Here is an 11,903-nt window from a genome sequence, read left to right on the forward strand (position 1 = left end):
AGCCCACCGGGGCGGTACCCGTACGGGGCCCGGTGGGTAGGCTCGCTAGCTATGGAGCATGAGGTGTTCGTTCCGTTTCCCGTCGGTGCGGTGCGGCGAGTTCTTTCCGACCCCGCGCGCGTCGCGCGCTGCGTTCCCGGCCTGCAGCAGGACGCCTCGGCGGGCGCCGCCCTCGCGGGGCGCCTGCGGCTGCGCATCGGCGGCTCGACGATCACCTACCGCGGGGCGCTGCGGCTGACCGAGCGGGACGGCTCGTACGAACTGTCCGGCGAGGGCACGGAGGCGCGGGGCTCGGGCACGGTCACGCTCGCGCTGAGCGCGCTGCCGGAGGAGATGCCCGGCGGTACCCGGCTGAGCTGCACCGGAACGGTGGGCGGCGCGGGGCGGCTCGCGGAGTTCGACGACAGGACCGCGGAGTCCGCGGCGCGGCGGCTGCTGGACCGGTTCGCCGCCGCCCTGGCCGAGGAGCTGCGCGCCGACGCCGCCTCGGCGGTCTCCGCCCCCACCACCCCCGAGGCGGAGGCCGGCCCGGTCGCGGACGCCGGGAACGCCGGGAACGCCGAGAACGCCGAGGATGCTTCCGGCTTCGAGGGCGACTCGCTCGAGGAGGGCTCGCTGGAGAACGAGCTCGAGGACGACGAGCCGCCGGCCGAGGCCGCCCATGCCCGCCGCACCATGATCGGCCGCAGTGCCGAGGAGGTCGACCACGCCCCGCCGCGGGGGCGGTACGCCCCCGTTCCCGCCCCCGAGACGGCGTCCGGCACGGCGGTGCTGCGCTGGGTGGCGCCGGCGGCCGCGATCGCCCTGGCGGGCGCGGTGGTGGTGACCCGCGCGCTGCGGCGAAAGCGCTGACTCCGCGCCCCGGCAGGCCCCCTCAGCTTGTCCGAATCGGTGGGTATGCCCAGGTCCCAGGGCATAGGGTCGGGGCGTGAGCGATGACGTACGGCTGAGCGCCAAAGACGCCGAAGTGACCCTGGACCCCCGCAACGGCTGCCGTGTGAGCAGCCTCGTGATCGGCGGTACCGAACTCCTGCGGCAGGGGGCGCGCTACGGCGCGTTCCCCATGGTCCCGTGGTGCGGCCGCATCGAGCACGGCCGCTTCCGCAACGGCGGCGAGACGCACCGGATGCCGCTCAACTCCCCGCCGCACGCCATCCACGGCACGGGCCGGGACGCCGCCTGGCACACGGCCCGCGCCGAGGAGCGCAGTGCCGCGTTCACCTACGACCTCGCCGAACCGTGGCCGTACAGCGGCCGCGTCACCCAGCTGGCCGAGCTGACGGACGATTCCCTCACCCTGACCATGGGCGTCGAGACCTACGACGACTCGTTCCCGGCGCAGGCCGGCTGGCACCCCTGGTTCCTGCGCAACCTGGGCACCGGCAAGGACGTGGAGATCGACTTCCGGCCCGCCTGGCAGGAGCAGCGAGGCGAGGACCACCTGCCCACCGGCCGGCGCATCGACCCCCGCCCCGGCCCCTGGGACGACTGCTTCGGGATGCCCGACGGCGTCGACGTCACCCTCACCTGGCCCGGCGCCCTGGAGCTGAGGATCACCAGCCGGGCCGAGTGGGTCGTGGTCTACGACGAGCAGAGCGAGGCGGTCTGCGTCGAGCCGCAGTCCGGTCCCCCGAACGGGCTGAACACCCACCCGCGCCTCGTCACGCCGATCGACCCCCTGGAGATCTCCACGACGTGGACCTGGCGGTCGCTGGCCTAAGCTCATGGCCATGAGCGATGCGCGTGACGCCCTGCTGCAGCAGATCAAGGACAAGGCCGTGGTGCACGGCAAGGTGACCCTCTCCTCCGGCAAGGAGGCCGACTACTACATCGACCTGCGCCGGATCACCCTCGACGCCGAGGCGGCGCCGCTGGTCGGCCAGGTGATGCTGGACGCCACGGCGGACCTGGACTTCGACGCCGTGGGCGGACTGACCCTGGGTGCCGATCCGGTCGCCACTTCGATGCTGCACGCGGCCGCCGCCCGTGGCCGCAAGCTGGACGCCTTCGTCGTCCGCAAGGCCCAGAAGACGCACGGCATGCAGCGCCGCATCGAGGGCCCGGACATCAAGGGCCGCCGGGTGCTCGTCGTCGAGGACACCTCCACCACCGGCGGCTCCCCGCTGACCGCCGTCGAGGCGGCCCGCGAGGCCGGTGCCGAGGTCGTCGCGGTGGCGACCATCGTCGACCGCGGAGCGGAATCGGCCATCGAGGGCGCGGGCCTGCGTTATGTGACGGGTTACTCGCTGGGAGACCTGGGTCTGTCCTGACCTGCGGTTTTCTTTCGGAATTCGTTCAGAGCGTCGCCAGGGGGCGCGTGGTTTCACGTGAAACCACGCGCCCTTTGCACAGGTGCGTGGTCCTCATGTGGAGTAATACGGGGAGTCTGGGAAGATGGGTCCGACGATGACCGTCGCCCCCTAGGTCAGGGCCCGTATTTCGCCCGTACCCGCACATCACAAGGAGCGGACAGATGCCCATCGCAACCCCCGAGGTCTACAACGAGATGCTCGACCGGGCGAAGGCAGGCAAGTTCGCCTACCCGGCCATCAACGTGACCTCCACGCAGACTCTCCACGCCGCGCTGCGCGGCTTCGCCGAGGCGGAGAGCGACGGCATCATCCAGATCTCCACCGGTGGCGCGGAATTCCTGGGCGGCCAGTACAGCAAGGACATGGTCTCGGGCGCCGTCGCGCTCGCCGAGTTCGCGCACGTGGTGGCCAAGAAGTACCCGGTGAACATCGCGCTGCACACCGACCACTGCCCGAAGGACAAGCTGGACGGCTACGTCCGTCCGCTGCTGGCCATCTCGCAGGAGCGCGTCGCCGCCGGTCAGAACCCGCTCTTCCAGTCCCACATGTGGGACGGCTCCGCCGAGAAGCTCGACGAGAACCTGGCCATCGCCAAGGAGCTGCTCGCCGAGGCCGTGAAGGCGAAGATCATCCTCGAGGTCGAGATCACCCCGACCGGTGGCGAGGAGGACGGCGTCTCCCACGAGATCAACGACGACCTCTACACCACCGTCGCGGACGTGGAGCGCACCGCCGAGGCGCTGGGCCTGGGCGAGAAGGGCCGCTACCTGCTGGCCGCCTCCTTCGGCAACGTCCACGGCGTCTACAAGCCGGGCAACGTCGTGCTGCGTCCGGAGCTGCTGCGCGAGCTCCAGGACGGCATCGCCGCCAAGCACGGCAAGGCCGACCCGTTCGACTTCGTCTTCCACGGCGGCTCCGGCTCCACGGAGGAGGAGATCCGCACCGCGCTGGAGAACGGCGTCGTGAAGATGAACCTCGACACCGACACCCAGTACGCCTTCACCCGTCCGGTGGCGGCCCACATGTTCAAGAACTACGACGGCGTCCTGAAGGTCGACGGCGAGGTCGGCGACAAGAAGACCTACGACCCGCGCACCTGGGGCAAGCTGGCCGAGGCGAGCATGGCCGAGCGCGTCGCCAAGGCCTGCGCCGACCTGCGTTCCACGGGCACCAAGCTGAAGTAGGCGCGGGAAGCCGACGTAGGCGCGAGCCGCCGACGCGAGCGCGAGCGAGGGGCCCGGCACGGTTTTCCGTGCCGGGCCCCTTTGCGTGTGCACCGGTTGCGTCTGCACTGGCCGTGGCGGTGCCGCCCGGGGATCATCCAGGTATGAGCGACTCGGCAACGGAGGCCGGCGCCGTCCGTCTCCGCACGTCCGTGGGGCGCTGGGTGCTGCTGACGACCGTCCTCGGGTCGGGCCTGGCGCTGCTGGACAGCACCGTCGTCAACGTCGCGCTCCCGCACATCGGCCGCGACCTCGACGCCGACCTCGGCGCCCTGCAGTGGATCGTCAACGCCTACATGCTCACCCTCGCCGGGCTGATCCTGCTCGGCGGCTCGCTGGGCGACCGCTACGGGCGGCGGCGGGTGTTCGTGATCGGCGTCGTGTGGTTCGCGCTGGCCTCGCTGCTGTGCGGGGTGGCGCCGGACGCCGAGGTGCTGATCGCCGCGCGGGCCCTGCAGGGCGTCGGCGGCGCGCTGCTCACACCGGGCTCGCTGGCGCTCATCCAGGCGGTCTTCCACCCCGACGACCGGGCGGCCGCCGTGGGCGCCTGGTCGGGCCTGGGCGGGGTCGCGGCGGCCGTCGGGCCGTTCGTCGGCGGCTGGCTGGTGGACGGGCCGGGCTGGCGCTGGGTCTTCCTGATCAACCTGCCGCCGGCCGCGCTCTGCGTCCTGGTCGCCCTGCGGCACGTGCCGGAGACCCTCCCCGACGGAGGCACGGCAGGTGCTCCGCGCGGCCGCTACGACGTCTCCGGCGCCGCCCTGGGCGCCCTGTCCCTGGCCGCGGTGACGTACGCGCTGATCGCCGCCCCCGACCGGGGCGCCTCGGCCTGGGTGATCGTCCCGGCGGTCGTCGGCCTGTTGCTGGGCGTTGCGTTCGTGTACGTCGAGGGGCGGCGCGACGAGCCGATGCTGCCACTGGAGGTCTTCGGCATCCGGCAGTTCTCGGCGATCAACATCGTCACGCTCTTCGTCTACGCGGCGTTCAGCGGGTTCTTCTTCCTCTCGGTGATCCAGCTGCAGGTGGTGGTGGGCTGGTCGGCCCTGGAGGCGGGCATGGCGCTGCTGCCGACGACCGTGCTGATGCTGCTGCTGTCGGCCCGTTCCGGGCGGATGGCGCAGCGTATCGGGGCCCGCATCCCGCTGACCGTCGGACCGCTGCTGTGCGCGGTGGGCATGCTGCTGATGACGAGGGCCGGGGCGGGCGCGGTGTACTGGCGCGACGTGCTGCCGGGCCTGCTCGTGCTGGGCCTGGGCATGGTGGTGCTGGTGGCGCCGCTGACCGCGACGGTCCTCGCCTCCGTCGACGTCACCCGCGCGGGCCTGGCCAGCGGCATCAACAACGCCGCCGCGCGGGCCGCCGGGCTGATCGCGGTGGCGGCGCTTCCGCTGGCGGCGGGCATGGGGCCGGACGCGTACCGGGATCCGCAGGCGTTCTCCAGGACGTTCGACCGCGCGATGCTGCTGTGCGCCGGGCTGCTGGTGGTCGGGGCCGCGCTGGCCTGGGCCACGGTCCGGGCCCCCGAGCGGCGTGTGTGTCACCCGGAGTGCGAGTACCACTGCGGCGTCACCTCGCCACCGCTGGACCCGGGCGACGCGTAGGGCGTGTCCGGGCCGCAGGACGGCCCGCAGGGCGCCCAGGGCGTCGCGGGCCGGACGGACCTCGCGGGCACGCCCCGGGGGCCGTCCGGCGGGCCGGTACGGGCCCGGCACGGCCTTCGGCCCTCGTCACCGGCTGCGGCAGACTGGGGCTCATGTCCATTCACGAGAACCTTCTCGGGGGCCCGGCCCCGACCCACCTGCCCGACGACCCCGAGCCGCGCGAGCTGCTGGCCTCCGGCGCGGCCCCCGCCGAGGTCGCCGCCAAGTACCCGGCGTCCTCGCTCGCCTGGGCCCAGCTCGCGGACGAGGCCTTCGAGGCCGGCCGCGTCGTCGAGTCGTACGCCTACGCCCGCACCGGCTACCACCGCGGCCTCGACGCGCTGCGCCGCAACGGCTGGAAGGGCCACGGCCCGGTGCCCTTCGAGCACGAGCCCAACCGCGGCTTCCTGCGCGCCCTGCACGCCCTCGCGCGCGCCGCGCAGTCGATCGGCGAGCAGGAGGAGTACGAGCGCTGCTCGACCTTCCTGCGCGACAGCTCCCCGACGGCCGCCAACACCCTGGGCTGAGCCGCCCCGCACGGCACCGGACACCACTCTCGGCTCTTGCCGTAGGTGGTGTCCGGGTCGCATGATGCGCGCAGGGGACCGGGGCTCCGATGCCGGCAGGAAGGGGCGGACCGCTACCCGGAAGCCACGCGCCCAGGAGTACGCGATGCCGCATCCGCAGCCACCCTTCCCCCCGGCCCCCGAGGCCACCCGCCCGGAGACCGCCGCGTCCCCGAACCTCGAATTCCAGGGCACGACCCCGTACGAGGACTACGTACGGGCCGAGGTCCTCACCCGGCTCCAGCATCCGCTGTCCGACGACCCCGGCGAGATGGTCTTCCTCGTCACCACCCAGGTGATGGAGCTGTGGTTCACCGTCATCGTCCACGAGTGGCACACCGCCGCGCGCGCCCTGCGCGGGGACGACCTGCCCGTCGCCATGGCGGCGCTCAAGCGCTCGACGTACGAGCTCGCCTCGCTCAACGCCTCCTGGGAGCCACTGGCGCACCTGACGCCCGCCCAGTTCAACGCCTTCCGCGCGGCGCTCGGCGAGGCGTCCGGCTTCCAGTCGGCGACCTACCGGCGCCTGGAGTTCCTGCTGGGCGAGAAGTCCCCGGCCATGCTCGTCCCCTACCGCAACGCGCCCCGCACGCACGCCGAGCTGACCGAGGCGCTGCACGCCCCGAGCCTGTACGACGAGGTGCTGCGCTGGCTCGCGCGGCGCGGCCACGCGATACCCGCCGACGTCCTCGACCGCGACCCCGCCCAGCGGTACGCGCCGGTCCAGGCCGTGGAGGACGTGTGGCAGCGCGTCTACGCGGGTGATCAGGGCAGCGAGGAGTGCCGCCTGGGCGAGGCCCTGACGGAGGTCGCGGAGCTCGTCTGGCGCTGGCGCAACGACCATCTCGTCGCGACCCGGCGGGCGATGGGCGCCAAGGTGGGCAGCGGGGGCTCGGCCGGCGTCGCCTGGCTGGAGAAACGTGCCACCAAGCACGTCTTCCCCGAGCTGTGGACGGCGCGCAGCAATGTCTGACAGCACAGGGTCGAAGTCCGACCGCACACGGGACGAACTGGCGGCCGAGGCCCTGGAGCTGGACGCCGCCGACCCGCTGCGCACCAAGCGCGCGGAGTTCGTCCTGGACGACGAAGTTGTCTACCTCGACGGCAACTCCCTGGGCGCCCTGCCCCGCGCCGTCGCCGGGCGCGTGGCCGACGTGGTGGAGCGCCAGTGGGGGCGGCTGGGCATCCGGTCGTGGACGGAGTCCGGGTGGTGGACGGCGCCCGAGCGGGTCGGCGCCCGTGTCGCGGCGCTCGTCGGCGCCGGGCCGGGCCAGGTCGTGGTGGGTGACTCGACAAGCGTCAACGTCTTCAAGGCGGTTGTCGCCGCCGTCCGCCTCGCCGGGCGGGACGGCGGCGGCCGCGACGAGATCCTCGTCGACGCCGCCACCTTCCCCACCGACGGCTACATCGCCGAATCCGCCGCCCGCATGACCGGCTGCCGAGTGCGTGCCGTCGACGCCGGCTCCGTCGCCGCCGAGGCCGGACCGCGGACCGCCGTCGCGCTCGTCAACCACGTCGACTACCGCACCGGCCGGCTGCACGACCTGCCCGGCACGACCGCCGCCGTCCACGCCGCCGGCGCGCGCGTCGTGTGGGACCTGTGCCACAGCGCGGGCGCGCTGCCGGTCGGACTGGACGCGCACGACGTGGACTTCGCGGTCGGCTGCACCTACAAGTACCTCAACGGCGGCCCCGGTTCGCCCGCCTACCTGTACGTCCGCCGGGACTTGCAGCCCCGCTTCGACTCGCCGCTGCCCGGCTGGAACTCCCACGCCGACCCCTTCGGCATGGCGCCCGCCTACACGCCCGCCGACGGTGCCGCGCGCGGCCGGGTCGGCACGCCCGACATCCTCTCCCTGCTCGCCCTGGAGGCCGCCCTCGACGTCTGGGACGGCGTCGCCGTCGAGGCGGTACGGGCCAAGAGCCTGGCCCTCACCGACTTCTTCCTGCGCTGCGTCCGGGCGTACGTACCTGCCGGGCGCGCCGAGCCCGTCACGCCCGCCGCGCACGACGAGCGCGGCAGCCAGGTCTCGCTGCGGTGCGAACCGGACGCGGAACGGGTGATGGCCGAGCTCGTCCGCCGGGGCGTCGTCGGCGACTTCCGCCCCCCGGACGTGCTGCGCTTCGGCTTCACACCGCTGTACACGGGCTTCGCCGACACCGAGCGCGCGGCGCGCGTGCTCGGTGAGGTCCTGGCCGGGTGAGCGAGGCGGACGCCCTATTCGGCCTGCCGTACGTGCCACCGGACCGGACCGTCGCGTACGGCCCGCATCCCAGCCAGGTGGTCGACCTCTACGGGCCGCGGCGCGCGGCGGCCCGGGTGACGCTGCTGCACGGCGGTTTCTGGCGCGAGGCGTACGACCGCCGGCACCTGGCCCCGCTGGCGGCTGCGCTGGCCGACGAGGGGCTGTCGGTCGCGCTGACGGAGTACCGGCGGGTGGGCGGCGACGGCGGCTGGCCGGCGACGTTCGACGACGTCCTGGCGGCCGTCCGCACGGCCGCCGGGACCGCCCGGCGGCACGTCGTGGCCGGCCACTCGGCGGGCGGCCACCTCGCGCTGCTGGTCGCCGCGCACACGACCGCAGTGGACGGCGTGGTGGCGGTCGCCCCCGTCGCCGACCTCGCGCGGGCGCGGACGCTCGGGCTGAGCGCGGACGCCGTCACCGCGTTCGTCCGGGCGGCCGACGAGGCACGGGCGGATCCCATGCGGCTGCCGCCGCCACGGGTGCCGGTCACGCTGCTGCACGGGACGTGCGACCCGGAGGTACCGCCCGGCTTCTCGGAGGCCTACGCCCGCCGTGTCCCCTCGGCGGCCTTCCGCCCGCTGCCCGGCACCGGCCACTACGCGCCCGTGACGCCGGGCACGCGCGCGTACACGGCCCTGCTGGCGGCCGTCCGGGACCACGCCGGGCGCGCGTAGTACTTGAGACGGACCCCCGGATATCCCCTTCCGTGCGGACGCCGTACGCACGGCCCGTTGCCTACCGTGGAGTGCGTGATGGACACCCATGAGACGAACGGCGGCGGCCTGCGCAGCGAGATGCGCATCGCGAGGAGTGCCCTCGAGGGCATACGCCGGGACCTGTTCACCGACCCGTTCGCCTTCCGGCCCCTCCCGCCGCTCGGCGGCAGGGGCCGGTACACGCGGTGGCTGCCGCACGCCGCCGTCGTCATGCTCACGAACCTGGTCATGCTGGGGTCGCTGGCGTACGAGCCCAGCCCGGCCGGCGTGCTGCTCGCGCTGTTCGTGGGGGCGCCGCTGCTGATGACGCTGTTCCGGCCGGTCGGCGCCTGGTGGCTGTCGATGGGCTCGCTCTTCGTCACCGGCGTCGTCACCGGCGCCGCGCCCTGGACGCCGACCGGCCTCGTCTCGCACATGGCGGTCATGGTGATCGTCACGATCCGCACCCGGCCGCGCATGGCGGCCTGGATGTGGCTGCTGACCGCCGCGTGCGGGGTGTTCCTCGGGATCCTGCGCGGCTCCGGCTACGACACCGGAACGCTCGAGCTGACGGTGATGGCCGGCATGGTCCTCGTCGCCGTCGCCGCCGTCCGCGGCCTGACCGAGTCCCGGCAGCAGGTCGCGGCCCAGGCCGCCGTCACCGAGGAGGAGCGCTCGCGCCGCACGGTGCTGGAGGAGCGCACGACGATCGCCCGCGAGCTGCACGACGTGGTCGCCCATCACATGTCCGTCGTCGCCATCCAGGCCGAGGCCGCGCCGTACCGGGTGCAGGACACGCCGCCGGAGCTGGCCGCCGCATTCCAGACGATCCGGGAGAACGCCGTCGCCGCCCTGACGGAGCTGCGGCGCGTGCTGGGCGTCGTGCGGTCGGAGAACCCCGACGCCTTCGCCGACCCCGAGGCCCCGCAGCCCACGCTCGCCGCCCTGCCGGCGCTGATCGAGAACGTCCGCTCGGCCGGGCTGGCCGTCGAGCACGTCACCACCGGTGCGGTGCGGCCGCTGCCGCAGGGTGTGGAGCTGTCGGCGTACCGGATCGTGCAGGAGGCGCTGAGCAACGTCCTGCGCCACGCACCCGGCGCCCACGCGCGCGTGGAGGTCTCCTACGTCCTCGGCGGCCTCGGGCTGCGGGTCGTCAACGGCCGCCCGGACCGGCTGGCCAAGCCCTCCCCGGGCGCCGGGCACGGCGTCCTGGGCATGCGCGAGCGGGTCGGCATGCTCGGCGGCGGGATGACCGCGCAGGCGACGGACGACGGCGGCTACGAGGTCGCGGCCTTCCTGCCCGTCGGCGCCCCGGGTGAGGCGGCCGCGTGAGTGCCCCCAACGTCGCCGGCACCATCCGCGTGCTGATCGTCGACGACCAGATGATGGTCCGCGAGGGCTTCTCCGTCCTCCTCAACGCCCAGCCCGACATCGAGGTCGTCGGCGAGGCCGTGGACGGCCGCCAGGCCCTGCGGAAGGTGGCCGAGCTGCGCCCGGACGTCGTGCTGATGGACATCCGCATGCCGGAGCTCAACGGCCTGGACGCGACCCGCGAGATCGTCGCCGCCGACGCGGACGCCAAGGTGCTGGTGCTGACCACCTTCGACCTGGACGAGTACGTCTACCAGGCGCTGCGCGCCGGAGCGAGCGGCTTCCTGCTCAAGGACGCCTCCGCCCGGCAGCTCGCCGACGGCGTGCGCGTGGTGGCGGCCGGGGAGGCCCTGCTCGCGCCGACCGTCACCAAGCGCCTCATCCAGGAGTTCTCCCGCCTGGGCGCGCCCAAGGCGCCCACGCAGGAGCGCGTCGCCGATCTGACCGAGCGCGAGACGGAGGTGCTGGTCCTGGTGGCCCAGGGCCGCTCGAACTCCGAGATCGCCGGACGGCTCGTCGTCGCCGAGTCGACCGTCAAGACGCACGTCAGCCGCATCCTGGTGAAGCTCGGCCTGCGCGACCGCACGCAGGCCGCCGTCTTCGCGTACGAGGCGGGCCTGGTCACCCCGGGCGGTTAGGGGGTGTCCGACGGGTCGGCACGGGCCCTGCGGCGCCCGGCACGGCGCCTCGCCGCGTTGTCGCATCAGCCGAGGACGCCCAGTCCGAGGCCGATGCTCCGCCTTGCGATCCACCGCACCGGACACCGCAGGACCCGCGCCGACCCATCGGACACCCCCTAAGGCGTGCCCGGCGGGTCACCACGGGCCGCGTCGGACATGAACTGGGGCGCAGGCCCGCGCGGCCCCTGGCGGCCCTCCAGGCCGCCTACGGGCGCGGCAGCGTCAGCCGCCACGCCTCCCGCTGTGCCGTCCAGGTACGCGTGCGTACCGGCCCGCGTATGCGGTTGTCCGCGCGGTAGCGGAAGTCCGGCCCGGAGACGGTGACCGCGCGGGCGCGGGCGCGTACCGGCTCGTCCCCGGCGCGCTGCTGGACGACGACCTCGGCCAGGCCGTCCACCGCCGAGACCGCGACACGCCCGACCGGCCGGTCGAGATCGGCCAGCAGCACCCCGTCCGCCTCCACCCGCAGCCGGGTGCACGCGGGCAGCGGATGCCGCCCGCCGGGCCCCGACAGCAGGGTCAGCGCCGTACGGGCCGTACGGGCGGCCGGCGACCACCACGACTGGTGCCCGCCGCTGTCGCCCGGCGCGGCCCCCGCCTCGCCCGGCACCCCGCCGGCGCCCTCCACGCCCGGCCCCGGCCCGCCGACCGCGCGGTGGGCGGCCCCCGCGGGCACCCACAGCCCGCCCAGGACCACGCCGTCGCTGTCGTCGGCCAGCAGCCCCAGCCGCCGCTCCACGCCGTCCAGCACGGCCCGTGCGGCCGCCACGGCACTCAGCGGCACGCCGAGCACCCGGGCCACGGAGACGGCCGGCAGGGCGCCCACCGGCACCCACGCCAGGGGCGCCACGGACAGCTCGCGGCGCCGGTGCAGCAGCCCGACGACGCGCAGCAGGGCGCGGTCGTCGCCGATGACGACCGTCCGGCGGCGTCCGCGTCTGGCGACGGCTCGGGCCACCTCCTCCGGCCCGTTCGGGAGGCAGATTTTGGCCACCGCTCCGGCGCACAACACGTCCCGCGCGATCCGCGTGGACTCGCCGTCCACGCGCCTCGCGGCCGGGTCGATGACGACGAGCAGCTGCGCTCCGGTCGGGTCTGCAGCCGACACCTTCGTCCTTCCTCAGGTAATCTCTCGGTGCAAGAGCCCCTGTCGCTGTTGCGCCAGGGGCTTCG

General features: G+C 74.2%; 12 protein-coding genes. 11 read left to right on the plus strand and 1 reads right to left on the minus strand.

Annotation, left to right across the window (positions count from 1 at the left end; translation table 11 throughout):
- Positions 1–51 precede the first annotated feature (51 nt).
- The 11 genes from ACIG36_RS29470 to ACIG36_RS29520 all read left to right on the plus strand — a co-directional run bounded on the left by ACIG36_RS29470 (position 52) and on the right by ACIG36_RS29520 (position 10,688).
- A complete protein-coding gene (locus ACIG36_RS29470) occupies positions 52–852 on the plus strand; it encodes an SRPBCC domain-containing protein (protein ID WP_399934313.1) in 801 nt (266 codons plus the stop codon).
- Positions 853–928: 76 nt separating this feature from the next.
- Positions 929–1,720 (plus strand): aldose 1-epimerase, encoded by a 792-nt coding sequence (locus tag ACIG36_RS29475; protein WP_399934315.1) that lies wholly within the window; start codon positions 929–931, stop codon positions 1,718–1,720.
- A 4-nt stretch (positions 1,721–1,724) separates the two neighbouring features.
- On the plus strand, positions 1,725–2,270 hold the full coding sequence (gene pyrE, locus ACIG36_RS29480) for an orotate phosphoribosyltransferase (RefSeq protein ID WP_399934318.1): 546 nt from the start codon (positions 1,725–1,727) through the stop codon (positions 2,268–2,270).
- Between the two features lie 203 nt (positions 2,271–2,473).
- Positions 2,474–3,496: a class II fructose-bisphosphate aldolase gene (fbaA, locus tag ACIG36_RS29485; RefSeq protein WP_399934321.1), complete on the plus strand. Its 1,023-nt coding sequence runs from the start codon at positions 2,474–2,476 to the stop codon at positions 3,494–3,496.
- Between the two features lie 143 nt (positions 3,497–3,639).
- Positions 3,640–5,133, plus strand: coding sequence for an MFS transporter (locus tag ACIG36_RS29490; RefSeq protein ID WP_399934324.1), 1,494 nt, complete (start codon positions 3,640–3,642; stop codon positions 5,131–5,133).
- Positions 5,134–5,285: 152 nt separating this feature from the next.
- On the plus strand, positions 5,286–5,699 hold the full coding sequence (locus ACIG36_RS29495; protein ID WP_399934327.1) for a DUF3151 domain-containing protein: 414 nt from the start codon (positions 5,286–5,288) through the stop codon (positions 5,697–5,699).
- 145 nt (positions 5,700–5,844) lie between these two features.
- Complete coding sequence (locus ACIG36_RS29500; protein ID WP_399934330.1) at positions 5,845–6,711, plus strand: tryptophan 2,3-dioxygenase; 867 nt, start codon at positions 5,845–5,847, stop codon at positions 6,709–6,711.
- Positions 6,704–7,942 carry a kynureninase gene (gene kynU, locus ACIG36_RS29505; RefSeq protein ID WP_399934333.1) on the plus strand — a complete coding sequence of 413 codons (1,239 nt, stop codon included), beginning with the start codon at positions 6,704–6,706 and terminating at the stop codon, positions 7,940–7,942. The genes ACIG36_RS29500 and kynU overlap by 8 nt, the downstream gene beginning before the upstream one ends.
- Complete coding sequence (locus tag ACIG36_RS29510) at positions 7,939–8,658, plus strand: alpha/beta hydrolase (protein WP_399934336.1); 720 nt, start codon at positions 7,939–7,941, stop codon at positions 8,656–8,658. Before kynU ends, ACIG36_RS29510 begins: the two co-directional genes overlap by 4 nt.
- Before the next feature lie 78 nt (positions 8,659–8,736).
- A complete protein-coding gene (locus ACIG36_RS29515) occupies positions 8,737–10,011 on the plus strand; it encodes a sensor histidine kinase (protein ID WP_399934503.1) in 1,275 nt (424 codons plus the stop codon).
- Complete coding sequence (locus ACIG36_RS29520; protein ID WP_399934339.1) at positions 10,008–10,688, plus strand: response regulator; 681 nt, start codon at positions 10,008–10,010, stop codon at positions 10,686–10,688. The genes ACIG36_RS29515 and ACIG36_RS29520 overlap by 4 nt, the downstream gene beginning before the upstream one ends.
- A gap of 247 nt (positions 10,689–10,935) precedes the next feature.
- Here the strand turns inward: ACIG36_RS29520 and ACIG36_RS29525 are convergent, their stop codons facing one another.
- Positions 10,936–11,838 carry a diacylglycerol kinase gene (locus ACIG36_RS29525; RefSeq protein ID WP_399934342.1) on the minus strand — a complete coding sequence of 301 codons (903 nt, stop codon included), beginning with the start codon at positions 11,836–11,838 and terminating at the stop codon, positions 10,936–10,938.
- Positions 11,839–11,903: the final 65 nt, after the last annotated feature.

The organism is Streptomyces sp. NPDC053048 (assembly GCF_044547045.1).
In the GTDB taxonomy this organism is placed as follows: Bacteria; Actinomycetota; Actinomycetes; order Streptomycetales; family Streptomycetaceae; genus Streptomyces.